Genomic DNA, 16151 nt, shown 5'->3' with positions numbered 1-16151 from the left:
ATTGTGTATCACTTGGGTATGCCACAATCAATGCCTTTTCCCTTGCCCTGTTCTTGTGGGTTATCCAACGTTCGCTCCTTGGGAGTTTTCAGAAGGTTCAGGGTACGCGCTGCTGACGATGGGGCGTAAATCTGGAAAGCGCATTTGGGTAGCTTTCGTTTCGCCGCTTTTGGAAGCTCGATTTTTCAAGGTATTTTGGAACGCGATGATTTGCGCTTGGTGGTGTCCTTCACAGACGCCTGGAAACGGGAACGGCTGACATATGGCAAAGGCGGTTTTGATAACCAAAATCGATCCGACATATGATGATCTGCCGGAAGAACGGTATCATTTCCCGAGAACCTATTTGCGCCAGGCCGAAGCCGCTCTCGGCGATTGGGTGCTGTATTACGAACCCCGCCGCAGGAGTGGCGATTTAGCGAGCGTCGGCGGACGGCAATCCTATTTCGCAACCGCTCGCCTGACGAAGATCAGCGCCGATCCGGCAACGCCCGACCATTTCTATGCGCATGTCGCCGACTACCTGGAGTTTGATCGCGCTGTGCCCTTCAAGGATGGCGCTTTCTATTACGAAGGTGCTCTCAGGAAGGAAGATGGCACGACCAACAAGGGTGCATTCGGTCGAGCCGTGCGCAACCTTCCGGATCGCGAATATGACCTCATCCTTCAGGCCGGATTCGCACATGTCCTTGGCCGTGAAGAGCGTATGCGCCCGCTCCCCGACCGTCCTGAAGAACCGCTTCCAGGCTTCGCTGAAGAGGGCCTGGGTCGACTGGAGCCGGAGCTTCCACTTCGCAATCTTGAAAAGACCGTTTCCCAGCGACCGTTCCGGGACCGGGCCTTCGCGGTTGCGATTAAAAACGCCTACCGGGATACATGCGCTGTCACGGGTCTGAAGATTATCAACGGCGGTGGCCGGTCCGAGGTGCAGGCGGCTCACATTCGGCCCGTCGCCGATTTGGGGCCCGACAGTGTTCGAAATGGCATTGCCCTCTCGGGCACAGTGCATTGGATGTTTGATCGCGGCTTGATATCCGTGGATGATGACTACCGCATACTAACCGCCGGCAATTCAGTGCCCGATACGGTGTCCAGACTCATCAACCCTGATCGGCGGCTGCTTTTACCCTCGCGGATTGAAGACCGTCCTCACCCGCATTTTCTCAAGTATCACCGAGAGGCGGTATTCAAGGGATGATGATAGCAGGCGTCGAAAAGGCACCGCCGATGGCAAGTGAGAGTGTTGGCTTTCGGTATTGCAATCAGGCGTTCACTGAATAGCGCCCTTGACTACCCGAGGGATCGCCCATTTTTGTGCCCACCCAACGTGCCAACCGATGAGCGTTTCCCCCCGTGGGGTGGGTGCTTTTCTCAATAATGGCCTTTCACCCAGAGAGATCACTCGACCTCACTCACCAATTCATCTCATTTAAGCGTGCGTAATCGGCGGCGTCGTTTGCGAACTGGGTAGCCTCTTCCGCGAAGGTTCTGCTGTCGTAGGCAAACGCGGTCACGTGCAAGAAGCTGCATTCGGGGTGCTGTCGTGGACAGACGGTTTTGACCAGTAGCCCGCTACTTCACCGTGACCTCAAATAACAAGTGCTGTCGCAACTCCAATTCATTTGCTGAAATTCATCAGGTCTCCGCTCAACATGAGAGAGTAGTAGCGGACTGGTTATGCCTCTTATTTGGGGTTCGGCCTTCAACGCCCATACCCTCAGGGCAGCGCCCGAAGCAACTTCAGATGGATGAGTCCGTGAAGATGCAATTGCGAAAGTGGGCGACCTATGTATGATAATGACCTTTATCGGACATAGCTTCTTCATATACGTGCTTTTTTGAGGCGATGGAGGGGGAGATGGAATGGACCGGGCGACGTAACTACGAATTGAATTCGTCGATCATCCTGAAATATGTCTATCGGCTGCTTTCCTTGGTGCTGGCGGATGATGCGATTGCGGTTGCAGCCGCGAACGAAAACGATCAACTCGCTGAACTTAGGAGTCTGTTCATTGAGGAGGAAATAGTTCATTTGCTGTTTGGAACGGCTATCGCCAATCGTGCGCATGACGATCACATGCAAGGTCCAAGGCAAGATCCGAATGAATTGTCATTTGCGCCTGTAGATCGCTCGTGCGGGGAATGGGTTCGAGATGTGCAACGGCCAGATGCGCAGTGCCTCACATTAAGGGAAGCATGTAACAAAATAATTCATGCTGAGAACATTCGCATTGAAACAATTGCGCGAAATGGAAGGGCGTTCGAGGTAATCAACCCAGTTGTTTACCTGGAGGGCCGGCGCGGTAGAACTCAATGGAGCGCTACTCTGGACCTGGTGCAATATGCCCAGGCGACTTTCGAAAATTTTGGAGACCTCGGGTGATCTCCTCCATCGAACGTGAAGTTCATACGCCACTTGCGCTGAGTTTCTTCCGGGAAAGCCGTACTCAAAAGCACTTTCTCGAATTCTTCACCGCTAACATCCGCAATCAGAACACGCGCCGAGCGTATCTCCGTGCATCAACGGGGTTTCTCAATTGGTGTTCGGAGCGAGGTGTTGTCACGCTTTCCTCCATCCAACCCATTCACGTCGCCGCGTGGATTGAGGAGCTTGGAGCAAATCATTCAGTCCAAACTGTCAAGCAGCGCCTAGCAGCAATCCGCCATCTCTTCGATTGGCTTGTTACCGGGCAGATTATCCCGATCAATCCCGCCGCATCGGTACGGGGTCCATCTCACAGCGTGAGACGTGGGAAGACCGCCGTGCTTTCGCCTGACGAAACGCGGACCCTTCTCGACAGCATCGACGTATCGACCCCGGCCGGCTTGAGGGATCGAGCGTTGATCGGCCTGATGGTCTACACCTTCGCCCGCGTCGGTGCGGCGCTGGGCATGACCGTCGAGGATGTCTTCGTTCAGCAACGAAGGCTTTGGGTCCGGCTTCACGAGAAAGGCGGCAAGCGGCACGAGATGCCCTGCCATCACAATCTTGAAGCCTACCTCCATGAATATATCGACGGCTGCAACTTGGCGAAGGACCTCAAGGCTCCGCTCTTTCGGACTATCGGGCGGGGGACCAAATTATTGACCCTTAATCCCCTCCCTCAGGCGAATGCCTTCGCGATGATCCAGCGCCGGGTAAAGGCTGCGGGCATCGACACAAAGGTGTGCTGTCATAGCTTCCGCGCCACTGGCATCACCGCCTATCTGAAGAACGGCGGGACGCTGGAGAAGGCGGCAGCCATGGCCAATCACGCCTCCACCCGCACGACGCAGCTCTATGACCGTCGAAGCGATGAGGTGACACTCGATGAGGTCGAGCGGGTGCTGATCTAAGATTTTTTCTCGCTTCAAGTTGCTAAGTGTTTGAGTTAGATGAGTGTCATGTCCTTCCCGAGGACATGCTATAACACATTGAAAATAAAGGTTGAATTTAACTTCTTCACCCTCATACTTGGTGTGCATTGATAGGTGGAAGCGGTTCCTTGAAGCAAGGTGCCGGTTTGGGGGGCGATGATTTCCCCATGTATCAGCAGGACGACAAATTTATGGAAACTACAAACAATACTATCGAAATCTATCTTGCGGTGAGCCAAACGCAGTACCAAGATCCAATCGGGTATGCCTATGCATTTGCTGCGAACGTAGACGGCCACACCTATTGCCATTGGGGCAGGGCGCGGGGTGTAGACAACGCCCGAGCAGCAGCCTCCGGTGTGCTTAGGATTGCAGAAGAAGCAGTGCTTCTTGAAAATTCTCCTCGCTTCCGAATTTTCACGAACTTCGCAGACACACTTATATTTCTAACTGATAGTCAGCTCAGGAAGATTGCACGAGGCAAAAAGGTTGATCGATCCAGAGAAGACCCTCTTTTCCGGTTGGCGCATCTGTTGCCCGAATGTTTGATACAATTCGCAGACTATAAAAGTTCAACCAAAAATTCGCTCTTTGTGCAGGCGTCCAATGTTGCTTATTTGCAGGCTGAAAAAGCGCGTACCGCCGCCGTTGTTCCGGAAAAATTTATTGTAGATGATCAATCCTTGGCATGGATGAATGAGCTTTCGGTTCAAGTTGATTGATCGGCTTAAGGCATGCTGCGATCCAAAGATTCCTTAAGCCGACGCATGGCGTCCCCGGCAGATCACTTGCCGGGGCGCTGTGCCGTCCCCGGATGCCATCGCGAGACGATGCGCAAGGCGGGTGATGGGTTGGCGGAATATCATTGCCGCTATCACGTTCAGTTCCGTTCCCGCCACGGCTCGCATTGGTGCCCGACGTATCGGACGAAAGACCTTGCACCCTACCTGCGGACGGCTCGGGATTGGATCGAAGACAACCGGAGCGATCCTTATGTCGCCAATGCGTTGTCGCGCCTGCGTGGCACCATGGAGAGTGCTGGAGAGGCGGAGATAGCGACGCGCCTGCGGGGTCTATCGGCTGAAAAACGCGCCAGGATAGCCTTCGCCAGGCTCCGTGAAGCGGAGATTGAGCCGGAGCGCCTCCTCGCCATCCATATCGCGGTGTCGGCGATCATCGAAGACGATAGGGGAAGCCACAACGTCCCGGAGTTTCGCCTCGTGCAGACGGCCAAGGCCGCTCATCGTCTTGCCTCGGGCACGCATCGCGCATGGGAGCGGGAGCGTTCGGACGGGTCGACGTTCAAGACGGAGCTTCATGCCTACCCGAAGTCTGCCGGTCGCGTGCTGCGCATCCTTGGCCAGATGATCGAGACCGATTGCGAGCTGGCAACGGAGAGGGCGGTGGAGCCGGTGCTGATGGCAAAGCGAGAGCGGTTCGGCCTCCATCCATCCCATCTTCCCGGCTGGCGTCCGCGCTGGGCCCGCAACTGAACCGATACCACAATGCCCCGCTTGATCGACTGATACGGTGAAGCGGGGCGGTTGTCACATGTTCAGCCCATTTATTGAAAAGACCCCATGACCTTTACTCCGGTTTCAACGCGCGGGATTGTGTTCGATCCTTCGCGCCGCGCTGAGCGCGACACCCTGAAATCCGCCTTGAAGCGCCTTGCTGTTCACCTTGAGCGAGAAGAGATGAACCTCGGCCTGAGGAACCGGGCGAGGAAGGAGAAGGACCAACGCAAGTTTCGCCTCGCCGTCGAAGTGATCGGATGCAACCTCCTGATGGCCAAATGGCTTGCGAATGATGCAAAGGATAATCCGGGTCCACCCGTCGAGCTTTACCGCAGCCTCTCCATAATCAGAAAAGCCGATCCCTCCCGCCCGGAGGTCTATGGCCAAGCCTTTCTCGATGCGCTTGACCTGATGTCGCATCCGAAGATCGGCCTTGCGAGCCAAACTCAAGGTCACCGCATTGAGGGCCGCGCCGGCCAACCGTCAACCATCAGCCCAAGGCCCGCGTTGTGGGATCATCTGCCGCTTGATGATTTCCACCCCCGCGATTTGCGGCGGGAGATTGAGGAAGGGCTGATTATCCTCAACGCCCCCAAGTCCAGGTCGAAGCGGGGAGTGAGCCGTGATGCGCCGGAGAGGCTTCCATTGCCAGATATCCGCAGGATCAAACCTATGCGGAACGCCATCAAGCGCCTGAATGACAATCTCCGCAGGGCCGATATCGCGCTTGTGGAGGCCGAAGGCGGTGGACCACGGTTCGGTATGGATCGAGATGGCCGACCGCTGGATCCGACTCAAAGACTGCTAAAGCGGCATTTCAACAATGGAAGCTTGGAGCAGGGCGGGCGGCTCTTCGGTGGCTTCTGGCAGCACCTGGGTCGAGCGGATCGCTTGCAGCGTCTCAGGATCGATGGGGAGCGCGTTGCCGATGTCGACTACGGACAGCTCTACCTTCGCCTGTGCTACGTGGTGGAAGGCGCGTCACAGCCTGCGGGCGATCTCTATGCCATTGATGGTCTCGAAGGCCACAGGGAAGGCATCAAGAAGCTCGTGAACGCGATGCTCTTTGCTGAAAAGCCCCTCACGCGATGGCCCAGGGATACCGCCTCACTCTTCCCGGAAGGGACCAAAGTGGCGGATGTCCGTGAGCGCGTCCTGGCGCGGCATCCGGCAATCGCGCATCGCTTCGGAACCGGGTTCGGCTTCAGGCTGATGCTCATCGAAAGCGAGATGCTGATCGACCTCCTAAGGGCTCTGTTCAATATCGGTATTACCGCTCTGCCCATCCACGATGCGGTAATGGTAGCGGTCCCGCACGCTGAAACCGCAAAGGAAGCGATGCTTGAGACCTTTAGCCATTTCGATGGCTTTCGAGATGCAGACCCCGATATATCTCGCGGGCTGGTCAAGATCGAATATCCGGCGGATTACTGCGGATTTGAAGCCTTATGACCTGCACTAAAGAGGAGGTAGGAACCATTAGGTAGGAGCCATGAAGGTTCCTGCTCCAAGGGGATGGGAGAGGAAGGGATCAATCCCTCCCCATATTCATTGGAGGTAACCTTTGGGAGGCTTGTGCAGCGATGTCCAAGTGGCTTTAAGGGGCGTCGAGTTGTTAGTGATGCATGGATTGAAATTTTTCCCTCACCCCCATTCCAGATAGCCATTGCCTCTCTAAGCGCGGCAACCTGTCGATATATGTCGAAAGGTAATATAGTGACTTGGATCGTAAGGATATGGCGGGTGGTCATGAGTCAATACGTTACATCTGTTGGTGAAGGCGTTGGTTTGAATGCAGAAAGCATAGAGGGGTCGTCAAATCTCAAATAATGGGGTACTACATGGAGCGTTATCTATTCAAATGAGCGTGCGGCGCATCAATTGTGTGCGAGTTGCCAAGAACTAAACAACAAGCCAAATTAGTCTACGTTCCCGCTAATCGCGATTGGTCTTAACGCATTGAAAAATGGAATATTTACACTTTTATCATCTCACTACAGCATTGATCATGTTGGCGGCGAATTAGGAATGAGCGTATGGCACTTGCAGCCAATGAGCCTAGTAAAATCGAAAAACTCGCTAGCGATATTCGAGAGAGCGCGGATACCCAGATTCCCGTTGAGACGACGCTTGGCACCAGCGAACGGATAATCGCTCGGGTCACAGATGGGATTTATCGTGAACCATGGGCCGCCTTTCGAGAGCTGATAGCTAACGCATACGATGCTGATGCTACTAGTGTCGTAGTGGAAACTGGGGCGCCAGATTTTGCCCAAGTTACGGTCCGCGACAATGGTAACGGGATGTCACCCGATACTCTCGCGTATGTGTTGAGGAGCATTGGCGGCAGCTCAAAGCGCACCCATGCCGGAGCAGTGCTGCATACATCAGATACAGAAGATGCAGATCTCAGTCCTGGAGGACGGCCCCTTATTGGAAAGATTGGAATTGGTCTCTTTGCTGTTGCGCAGCTAACACAACATTTCCAAATAATTACAAAAGCCTCTGGCGACAAGATGAGAACTTCCGCCACCGTGCGCTTGAAAACTCATGACGAGGATCGGCTTAGAGAGGCGGAGGAAGAATACGTAGCAGGCACCGTAACAATTAAGTCCGAAAATGTTCCAGAAGATGAAATTTCGTCTCACGGGACATCAATCGTGCTTTATGCGCTTCGTCCGGAAATTAGACGTGTACTTCAGAGCTTAAGGCGCTGGCATAGTAGTCTCGCGGAGGGCGTTGATGGGAGGCCTGTAACTGAGCGGCCAATCTATCATATTGGCGTTAGTGAAGGTGCATTAGGAAAAAATTCTACTCCAATCGAAGGTAAATTTCCATGGGAGGCAAGCGATAGCCCAAGGGAGAAATTTGAAGGATTATTTGCAGCGGCGGCAGAAGGTTCCGGAAAAGCTTCAAAGCCCGCCAATTTAGAGCATTTTGACGAATATCTTCGTTTGATCTGGAAGTTGAGCTTATCTCTGCCACTTGATTACATTTATGGACATCCGTTCGACATTAAAGGCGACTCGGGGATCATTCTCTATGATGTGCCCAGTGGTAAAGGTCAGGCGGCCGAAATCAATGTACCTGCAGATAGGTCATTGAGGGAGTTCTTGAGTTTGACCGCCGGGAGTCATGATCCCTGCGGCGGTTTTTCGGTGAATCTCGACGGTATACAACTCGCACGACCAATCGAATTGCCGAGGAAGTTACGGAAATATTCGCGGGTTGGTGCGCCCGTCATGATGATATCGAAAGAAGAGGCGCCATTTAAAGAAAGCGATCTTGAGCGTGCGGGAGGGAAGCTTTCATTTGAAGCATACCTCTATTGGAATAGTAAAATCATTCCGAAAGATACAGCTGGCGTTCTTATTCGAGTGCGAGATGCAAGCGGGACACTTTTTGATCAAAGTTTTCTCAATTATCAAATTTCTGAGCAAACAAGACTTCGCCAAATTACAGCTGAAATTTTTGTTCATGACGGATTAGATAGCGCTATAAACATTGATCGGGAGTCATTTAATTATAGCCATCCCCATTTTTTATACGTACAGCGGTGGCTACATAAATCTCTCCGCCTCATGGTGAATCGGTTAAAAGCAATTGCAGACGAGGATCTAAAACGGGAACGCGCTCGGGAAGCCGTCGAGACACGAAAAGCGGTTTTTACATCGGCGATGCGCGTTTGGAGTGAACGTCTTGGCGAGTCTTCTGATCCGCCTCTAATCGACCTTGAGGTGCAGGAAGCTGCCTCCGAAGTTGGCGGGGTTGAGATTGACTGGAAAACAGTTCCGCCAATTGGAGATCCAGAACAGGCATCTGCCCTTGCCGTCGTACTTGAAGCTTATGGGGTGCTTTCCGGGCTTTCCGCGCGGACACGTGCCGAATTGATCAATGACATTTTACGAGTTCTACGCCCAACATGATGACAGATGAAGTTGATGAAGCCGATCAGGACATTGCTGAAGAAGTCCTCCCAGAAGCGGTAGCCGACGCGGCAGTACCAATTGAGCTGCAAAAGCTATTCCCTTGGCACAAGCCGAGAAAGCAGTACATCCGCCGACGCCAATGGATTGAGCACGCAAATCGCTTAATCGGCCGGTTGATCAAGGGGCATTCTCTTGTGCCTGGATCTAATGGCGGCGATGAAATTCGCTACCTTACGTTACCTGGTACGGATTACCTGGACGTGAAAATGCTTGCCGAATGCTGCAAAGCCAATGGATGCAGTCTAACCAGCACTGGCTTCCTGGCGGCAGGCACGGGCAATCCGATGAAAGCGCGAGCAGAAGTGCGCCAAGACGCTCTTATTAAAGCAGGTCACATAACGGATCGATCTTATACGGTATGGCGGCAGCTCGAAGAGGTGAGTTCAACGAAAAGCGCCGCTTACGCTGACCTTCGTCGCCGTGGCCCATTTCATATAGTAAATATTGACGCTTGCGGGTCGCTAGCATTGCCGAGCAGTAGCCATGATAATCGATTAGTTGATGCGATTCATCGTATAGTGGAGATGCAGATCCATCATTGTACAACAAGATGGCTTCTCTATATCACCGTCGATGTCAGAAAAGAAAACCTTAATAAAAGCACGCTTGAAAGTCTAACCGACGCGATTCGTGAGAACGCGTCTAACAGTGAGGAATTTAAAAGTCAAACGATTTCGATGTTTGGAGTAGGTGATTATACTTTAGAAGGAGTACTTACTGCCGCATCCTCGGATGATGGAAGTAAATTCTTGCAATTATTCTCGCTTGGGTTTGCTAAGTGGCTTTTACATCTGGCGGAAAGCAAGCTATGGGGTTTAAAGGTACATAACTCATATTATTATTCTACTGCGGAGGCGGATGTCGAGCGCCCAACTATGCCATGCTTGGTGTTTGAATTTGTGCCACCACCGATGGGCCTGCCGGATCCCTATAGAGTAATACGCACCGAACCAGCGCAGGGTGGTTCGGATGAAGATTTTTCGATGAGGGCGCTCGATAAAGTTGGTTCTATGAGAGACCTCGATCAAATAATTGCTTGTGACGACGGGTTGCGCAGGAGCCTCGTTAGTGAAACAAAAGAGTTGCTGGAAGACGTTGGCTATACGGCAACTGCACTTTCTACTTTGGAAGAATTTTCAGCAGCTTTAGGGGCGCTTTGATCAGTGAAATTTGTGTGTATCGCATCTTTAACGGCTCTGGCGACTGCCTCTGCGAGGGGCGGAGGTACAGCTTCACTTACTTGGTCGACTTGCGCCGACAAAGTTCCGTTAAGCACAAATTTGTCCGGAAAGCCTTGTAATCTCATGGCTTCGAATACACTTAGCCGACGCTTTCCACTGGGGTGGACGTGTACCTCCCTATGCCCGTAGGAGACTGCTTTGCTAGGTTGATCCCAGGCTAATGTTTTGAAACTTCTTGAAGAGCATGCGCCAGCCTTCAGAGAGCCATCGAAGAAGCGCCTCGATTTAGGCGTCATGCACCAGTGATTTGGGTGATACGGTTTGTTCTCCGTGGTCGAGGATTTTGAGAAGTAAACTGGTTCAGGGAGGTCAAAAAGTGCGTCTCTGACGGTCTTATGCGTGATTGTTGAAGTGGGGAGGCGGAATCTCTTCGAGCCTATCAATTGACTATTAAGCGCAACTAGAAACAGGCGATGCCTGTTTTGCGGAACTCCAAAGTCTTTCGCATTGAGTTCGAATGTGTTGACCGAGAAATTCGCTTCTTCGAGCCGTTTTATTTCACTCTTGAGCAATAGTCCTTCTTGAGCTCTGGCGAGTTCTCTAACGTTTTCCATGACTATAAAGTCCAGAGGGCGTCGCGTGTTATGCAGTTGCAGTGCTAGCGTGAAAAACGAATTTACGAGCTTGCTCCGGGGGTCTGCATCAGAGCGAAAATGATTTGCCTTGGTGAAACTTTGACATGGCGGGCCGCCTATCACACCAAAGGGCGCGAATTTGGAGCCAAACGCGCGGTCCAGAGCTTCTAGGCTCAATTGCGTGATATCCGCTACATGTCCACAGGGATTTTGCGGTCGGTTCCGGTTCCAAGATGATATTGAATGCGGTCGGATATCAAACGCCAACGCAGTCTTATATCCAGCCATTTCAAAGCCTAAATCCAACCCGCCGCAGCCTGAGAAAAGACTGAGAATCAAAGTAGCCGCTCCGTTTCGTTTGTTTATGGTAACTGTTTTTTTCTTAGATGGAATCGGCATCGGACAAATGGACGTACTCACGCCTGATCAACGCCGCAAATGCATGTCGCACATCCGTGCGAAAAACACCAAGCCGGAGTTGGCCGTCCGGCGTGTGGCGCATGCGCTTGGATACAGATTTCGGGTTCATCGTACTGATTTGCCAGGAAAACCCGATCTCGTATTTCCATCTCGCCGCAAGGTCATTTTTGTTCATGGATGTTTTTGGCATAGGCATGAGGGATGCAAATTGGCATCATCGCCAAAGAGTAACCTAGATTACTGGGTTCCAAAGTTTGAAAGAACCACTGAACGCGATCAATCCAACATTGAAAAGCTATCCGAAAAAGGGTGGAATTCATACGTAATATGGGAATGTGAGATCCGAGACGTTGAGTTATTAGCAAAGAGCATTGTTACGTTCCTTGATAGTTAAACTAGCAAATCGACCGTCTGGTTCAAGTTTTCGAATTTTCTCAAACCTCAAACCTTGGAAACCGCGCCAGCCCGTCCGCCTTCGCCTTTGCCGTCACCTCACCATATGTCGCGCCGACGCTTTTGGGAGCGTGGCCGCAGATTGCGTCAATCACCCGCTCCTGAATTCCGGCCTCGATTGCGATTGTCTTGAAGAGGTGACGCCAGCCGTGGTTCGGGGCGACGTTGGGGTCTGTCACGACTTCTCGCGAGAATTGCGCGATCCGGTTTTTGACGCCTCGCCACGCTCCGCGCGTGCTGCCGTCCTTGGCGGGAGTGAGGAAGAGGTAGCCATCGGCGGACGACCTCACGAATTCCAGAAAGCCCAGTGAAACCAGATGCTCATGCAAGGGCACCTCGCGAGCTTCCTTGTTCTTGATGGTTCCGGCTTCGGGCGTGAGCGTCATGATCCAGATGCCGCCCTCCTGCAGGATGTCCTGCTTTCGAAGCTGAACGATTTCCCCGAGCCGTGCTCCCGAGTATGCGCATAGCCACGGGACCCATCGCTTCGCCGCGAAGGTTTTCGGCTGTTCCGTGCCGCGTTGGTGATTGAGGGCGTGGGCGAGTAGTGCTTTCGCTTCACCTTGAGTGAACCCTTTGGAGCGTGTGCGTGTCTGCTTGCCGAGCTTGATGGTGACACCTTCAGCCGGGTTGCTCGCCATCCGGTCGTTCACCACCGCCCAGTTGAAGACGGCTCTCAGCCCCGCAAGGTCGCTGTCCTTGACCGTCTTCGGGGAGACCGGCTTGCCGGACCTCGGGTTCACTTGGGCCAGCCGGAAATCCTTGAACGCGATGACATCGGCTTTCGTGACCCGCCGCGCATCGTCGTGGCCGAGGAAGTCCACAAAGCGGGCCATCGTGTTGCGGTAGCTCTCATAGGTACTGACGGCTCGCTGTGTCGCCTTCGCCTCCTGCCACCATCCCTCGATAAGCGCCGTAAGCGAGCTTGGGGCAATCGCCCTGACGGGTCTAACCTCCGGCTGCTTCGGGTCTTCCCATTCGGGGAAGCGCTCTGCCTTCGGGTCAGGCGTGAAGTCACCCGCCGCGTTCCGGCTTCGGGTCGCGAAAGCATCGCTGAGAGCTTGCGCGAAGGCGCTCAACAGGAAGAGGCGGGATTGTTGATCGACCGCGCCAACGCCTTTCTCGGCAAGCTTTCGGTCGACTATGGGCCCAAGTTTCGGCTCAAGGACTTCGGGGTCCATCTCTGAGAGGTTGCCGTTCCATGCCTCTGAAATGGCCGCCCAGACTGCCTTTCGCTCATCCGGGGTCTCGACATCGGCACGCTTGAAGCTGCCGTCAGGCTGTTCCTCAACGGCGATGGAGCGTTCCTTTCCCTCATCGACCCAGGATCGATAGAGAGCGCCGGAGAGGGCCACTGCCTGTCGCTGTGTGAGGGAGAGGGGAGCCTCGTTTCGATATGAGGCCCAAACCTGCTCAAGGTAGGCCGCGACCTCGGCTTGCCGAACCTTGGTTTCGCTGGGGTCTCGTGTTTTCAGCGAGAAGCGGATGGTTTCCGCTTTGGGAGGAATTTTTCTGAGAACCGTCTCGGAGCCGACCGGCAGGGCGAGCGATTTTCCGCGCACCTTGTCTTTAAGATCGGCGGGGATTCGCTGCTGAAAATAGGAAAATGAAGAACCGGATCGCTTCAACGGACGCACTAGCCTGAACAACATTGTATCGCACCTTTGTATCACACAGTGCGAAGCGCAACATCTTGTTTAGGCTTAAGCTTCTGATTTCATTCGCATCAGAAGTGAATTGGTGCCCAGGAGAGGACTCGAACCTCCACGCCCTTGCGAGCACTAGCACCTGAAGCTAGCGCGTCTACCAATTCCGCCACCTGGGCACGTGAAGGGAGCTTCTAAGCACGAGGCGGGGGCTTGTCAACGACCGCGTTCGGACAAAATGAATTTCATGCACAACGTGCCTTCACATGGCGCTGGCCAGGGGATATGAGAGCAGGAAGCGTCTTGATCCCGCGGGCAAGTTCCATGGATCGCTCGCGATTTGCCGGGCGGGAAATCGGAACCTCGGGCGGCAAGGTGCGGTAAATTGTTGCGGGGGGTGACGGGCTACCCGGCCCATGACCCGGTTGAACAGGCGCTTGAGCGCGGGAAAATTTAGGGAGATCGACCGGTTTTCATCCGGCCAGGCCGGAGCTGGAACGGGCGATCCCAAGCGGCAGGAGCAAAGGCATGGCGACGGCCTTGAATGGAAAGCTCGTAACGGTCTTCGGTGGATCGGGCTTCATCGGCAGATACATCGTGCGTTCGCTTGCGCGCCGGGGGTATCGCGTGCGCGTCGCCGTGCGCCGGCCGGACCTTGCCGAACATGTCCAGCCGCTTGGCGTGCCGGGACAGATCATGCCCGTTCAGGCGAACCTCCGGTACAGGTGGTCGGTCGACCGGGCGGTCGAGGGCGCGGACGCGGTGGTGAATTGCGTCGGCATCCTGAACCAGAGCGGCGCGCAGACCTTCGATGCCGTGCAGACCTTCGGCCCGAGGGCGGTTGCCGAAGCAGCCCGCGCGGCAGGCATCAAGAGGGTCGTGCATATTTCCGCGATCGGCGCGGATCCCGAGGCCGAATCCGGCTACGCGCGCTCGAAGGCCGCAGGCGAAAAGGGAATGTTCGAAACCGTGCCGGAAGCGGTCGTGTTCCGGCCGTCGATCGTGTTCGGCCCGGAGGACGACTTCTTCAACCGCTTCGCGGATATGGCGCGCATCTCTCCGGTTCTGCCGCTGATCGGCGGAGGGGGGACGAAGTTTCAGCCGGTCTATGTCGGAGATGTCGCCGAGGCCGTGGCACGTGCTGTCGATGGCGAGGCGAAGGAAGGCACGATCTACGAACTGGGCGGGCCGGACATCAAGACCTTCCGCGAGTGCATGGAAGACCTGCTTTCCGTCGTCCGGCGCAAGCGTGTTCTGGTTTCTCTGCCTTTCGGCCTTGCGTCGCTCAATGCCCAGTTCCTGCAGCTTTTGCCGAAGCCGCTCCTGACGGTCGATCAGGTAAAGCAGCTCAAGGTGGACAATGTCGTCTCCGAGGCTGCGATCAAGGATGGTCGGACGTTGAACGGCCTCGGCGTCGAGGCCCATACGCTCGCGGCGATCCTGCCGACCTATCTCGGCCGCTTCCGCCTGCATGGCCAGTACGACGAACATCGCGCCGTCTGATCCGCGCGCCTGTTTCGGAAAATGAAAGCGCCGGCCTGATCGCCGGCGCTTTTTGCTATTTGCGCTCAATATCGTAGCGGCATCCGATGTCGCCTGACGGATATTCCAGATATCCGCAATAGCGCACCAGGCCGATGTCCTTCAGCATCCGCTCGTCCAGCCTGTCGAGCGCGCGCCGGGCCTTTTGCCTGCGGCTGATGCGGGCGAAATATTCGAACGTTTCCTTGAAGAGCTTCCAAGTCCACCCGCCGGCGCGAATGCGAACGGGGATGTGTCTTTCGGTCGTCGACAGCATGGCTTCACCTCCTGATCGAGAGGCCGCTCGCCTCTTCTGTGTCGACTATGGCGGGTCAATCCTGCCACCATGGAGTCAGCTTTGATCTTGTTCTGTTCTCGCGGTGCGTTTTTTTGTATGCAGATGTCTCATTGAGAGGCTTTCATGAATTCGATCGACCGGGCACTCGCGATCCTTCTTCTCCTGACGGGCGGCAAGCTGGTCTCGGCGACGGAGCTTTCGCGCCGCTTCGAGGTGTCGCTCAGGACGATCTACCGGGATATCGACCGCCTGCTTGCGCTCGGCGTGCCGGTGGAGGCGGCGCGCGGTGCCGAGGGCGGTTACAGGCTTGCCTCGGGCTACATCCAGCCGCCGGTCTCTCTCACGCGCAACGAGACGGCGTCGCTTCTCGTTGCGCTGACCCTGGTAAGGGGGCTGAAGGCCACGCCCCTGTCGAAGGATCTTGAGCAGGCGGAAAAGAAGCTGCTCGCCTCCTTGCCGAAACAGGCGAGGGATCTTCTGATCGAGGGTGCGCGTATCGTCGGTATCGAGCGGATGCCGGCCGATGTGTTTCACCCGGAGCGGCAGATGGCGGCGGCAGGGGACATGCAATCCGCGGTCGATCGTTTCATGGAAGCGCTTCTGGCTGGCAAGCGTGTGCGCTTCCGCCATGAAAACCCCTATCGCGAGCGGGTCAGGGAATTCGAGGTGGAGCCTTACGGCATCCTGTTCGACCGTGACCGGTGGTATGTTGTCGGGCGGGAAGTCGATGAGGATGAGGTTCGCATCTTCCGTACCGACAGGATCATCGAGATCGAGGTTGCCGGCCTGAATTTCCGCCCGCCGCGCGATTTCGATATTCGCGCATTTCTGGATCGTTCGTGGCTGTCGAGCGCTATGCGCAGGTGGGAAAAGGAAAGCGAAATAACAAGGATCGAGGTGTCCGCCGAACAGGCCGAAACCCTGACGGCGGACTGGTATTACCGCCATGCGGCATTCACGCCTGCGGGCGAAGGGCGGGTGCTTGTGTCATTGCCTGAAACGCGCCCTGAAGCGGTCCTGCCGATCGTTCGCTGGCTCGGGCCCGGCGCGCGCCTCGTCGCACCGGAGGGAATGCGAAAGCGGTTGGCGCGAGAACTTGCGAATATGGCAGCCGAGCATCGCGATGCCCGGTGA

At 54.9% G+C, this 16151-nt stretch carries 14 protein-coding genes and 1 tRNA gene; 11 read left to right on the top strand and 4 right to left on the bottom strand.

All coding sequences use genetic code 11. The features are described from left to right. The first annotated feature begins 262 nt into the window (after positions 1 to 262). The 8 genes from GR183_RS17485 (at position 263) to GR183_RS17450 (ending at position 10023) form a co-directional block, all read left to right on the top strand. Positions 263 to 1198, top strand: a complete 936-nt coding sequence (locus GR183_RS17485) for an HNH endonuclease (RefSeq protein WP_160776957.1) — start codon at positions 263 to 265, stop codon at positions 1196 to 1198. Positions 1199 to 1858: 660 nt separating this feature from the next. After that, positions 1859 to 2383 (top strand): hypothetical protein, encoded by a 525-nt coding sequence (locus GR183_RS17480; protein ID WP_160776956.1) that lies wholly within the window; start codon positions 1859 to 1861, stop codon positions 2381 to 2383. Beyond that, positions 2380 to 3336, top strand: coding sequence for a tyrosine-type recombinase/integrase (locus GR183_RS17475; RefSeq protein ID WP_446696958.1), 957 nt, complete (start codon positions 2380 to 2382; stop codon positions 3334 to 3336). The genes GR183_RS17480 and GR183_RS17475 overlap by 4 nt, the downstream gene beginning before the upstream one ends. Before the next feature lie 149 nt (positions 3337 to 3485). Continuing rightward, entirely contained in the window at positions 3486 to 4079 is a 594-nt protein-coding gene (locus GR183_RS17470) for a hypothetical protein (protein ID WP_160776954.1), read from the top strand. A 108-nt stretch (positions 4080 to 4187) separates the two neighbouring features. After that, a complete protein-coding gene (locus tag GR183_RS17465) occupies positions 4188 to 4850 on the top strand; it encodes a hypothetical protein (protein ID WP_202396172.1) in 663 nt (220 codons plus the stop codon). Between the two features lie 120 nt (positions 4851 to 4970). Beyond that, entirely contained in the window at positions 4971 to 6326 is a 1356-nt protein-coding gene (locus GR183_RS17460) for a hypothetical protein (RefSeq protein ID WP_160776953.1), read from the top strand. Positions 6327 to 6910: 584 nt separating this feature from the next. Further along, positions 6911 to 8800, top strand: coding sequence for an ATP-binding protein (locus tag GR183_RS17455; RefSeq protein ID WP_160776952.1), 1890 nt, complete (start codon positions 6911 to 6913; stop codon positions 8798 to 8800). Then, positions 8797 to 10023 carry a PP_RS20740 family protein gene (locus GR183_RS17450; protein WP_160776951.1) on the top strand — a complete coding sequence of 409 codons (1227 nt, stop codon included), beginning with the start codon at positions 8797 to 8799 and terminating at the stop codon, positions 10021 to 10023. The genes GR183_RS17455 and GR183_RS17450 overlap by 4 nt, the downstream gene beginning before the upstream one ends. Here the strand turns inward: GR183_RS17450 and GR183_RS17445 are convergent. Then, positions 9963 to 11099 (bottom strand): DNA cytosine methyltransferase, encoded by a 1137-nt coding sequence (locus GR183_RS17445; protein ID WP_202396171.1) that lies wholly within the window; start codon positions 11097 to 11099, stop codon positions 9963 to 9965. The two genes, GR183_RS17450 and GR183_RS17445, sit on opposite strands and share 61 nt — an antisense overlap. On the opposite strand from GR183_RS17445, the gene GR183_RS17440 reads away from it, so the two are divergent. Further along, the gene (locus tag GR183_RS17440; protein WP_312846848.1) at positions 11044 to 11493 is read left to right on the top strand and encodes a very short patch repair endonuclease; all 450 of its coding nucleotides are present in this window, start codon (positions 11044 to 11046) and stop codon (positions 11491 to 11493) included. The genes GR183_RS17445 and GR183_RS17440 overlap by 56 nt on opposite strands. A gap of 40 nt (positions 11494 to 11533) precedes the next feature. Here the strand turns inward: GR183_RS17440 and GR183_RS17435 are convergent, their stop codons facing one another. Continuing rightward, positions 11534 to 13204, bottom strand: a complete 1671-nt coding sequence (locus tag GR183_RS17435) for a tyrosine-type recombinase/integrase (protein ID WP_160776949.1) — start codon at positions 13202 to 13204, stop codon at positions 11534 to 11536. Positions 13205 to 13290: 86 nt separating this feature from the next. Continuing rightward, positions 13291 to 13377: transfer RNA gene (locus GR183_RS17430), tRNA-Leu, on the bottom strand. A gap of 349 nt (positions 13378 to 13726) precedes the next feature. Between GR183_RS17430 and GR183_RS17425 the strand changes: the two genes are divergently transcribed. Further along, complete coding sequence (locus GR183_RS17425; RefSeq protein ID WP_160776948.1) at positions 13727 to 14701, top strand: complex I NDUFA9 subunit family protein; 975 nt, start codon at positions 13727 to 13729, stop codon at positions 14699 to 14701. 55 nt (positions 14702 to 14756) lie between these two features. Here GR183_RS17425 and GR183_RS17420 read toward each other — a convergent pair whose 3' ends face one another. Next, a complete protein-coding gene (locus GR183_RS17420) occupies positions 14757 to 14996 on the bottom strand; it encodes a DUF1127 domain-containing protein (protein WP_160776947.1) in 240 nt (79 codons plus the stop codon). A 144-nt stretch (positions 14997 to 15140) separates the two neighbouring features. On the opposite strand from GR183_RS17420, the gene GR183_RS17415 reads away from it, so the two are divergent. After that, entirely contained in the window at positions 15141 to 16151 is a 1011-nt protein-coding gene (locus GR183_RS17415) for a helix-turn-helix transcriptional regulator (RefSeq protein WP_160776946.1), read from the top strand.

The sequence above is a fragment of the Stappia sediminis genome (assembly GCF_009826895.1).
In the GTDB taxonomy this organism is placed as follows: Bacteria; Pseudomonadota; Alphaproteobacteria; order Rhizobiales; family Stappiaceae; genus Hongsoonwoonella; species Hongsoonwoonella sediminis.
The sequence above is the reverse complement of the archived record's forward strand: the minus strand, read 5'-3'. Positions and strand labels throughout refer to the sequence as shown.

Coding starts and splice junctions, on each gene's coding strand:
- GR183_RS17485 (WP_160776957.1), top strand. CDS start 263: ATGGCAAAGGCGGTTTTGATAACCAAAATCGATCCGACATATGATGAT.
- GR183_RS17480 (WP_160776956.1), top strand. CDS start 1,859: ATGGAATGGACCGGGCGACGTAACTACGAATTGAATTCGTCGATCATC.
- GR183_RS17465 (WP_202396172.1), top strand. CDS start 4,188: ATGCGCAAGGCGGGTGATGGGTTGGCGGAATATCATTGCCGCTATCAC.
- GR183_RS17455 (WP_160776952.1), top strand. CDS start 6,911: ATGGCACTTGCAGCCAATGAGCCTAGTAAAATCGAAAAACTCGCTAGC.
- GR183_RS17450 (WP_160776951.1), top strand. CDS start 8,797: ATGATGACAGATGAAGTTGATGAAGCCGATCAGGACATTGCTGAAGAA.
- GR183_RS17440 (WP_312846848.1), top strand. CDS start 11,044: ATGGTAACTGTTTTTTTCTTAGATGGAATCGGCATCGGACAAATGGAC.
- GR183_RS17435 (WP_160776949.1), bottom strand. CDS start 13,204: ATGTTGTTCAGGCTAGTGCGTCCGTTGAAGCGATCCGGTTCTTCATTT.
- GR183_RS17425 (WP_160776948.1), top strand. CDS start 13,727: ATGGCGACGGCCTTGAATGGAAAGCTCGTAACGGTCTTCGGTGGATCG.
- GR183_RS17420 (WP_160776947.1), bottom strand. CDS start 14,996: ATGCTGTCGACGACCGAAAGACACATCCCCGTTCGCATTCGCGCCGGC.
- GR183_RS17415 (WP_160776946.1), top strand. CDS start 15,141: ATGAATTCGATCGACCGGGCACTCGCGATCCTTCTTCTCCTGACGGGC.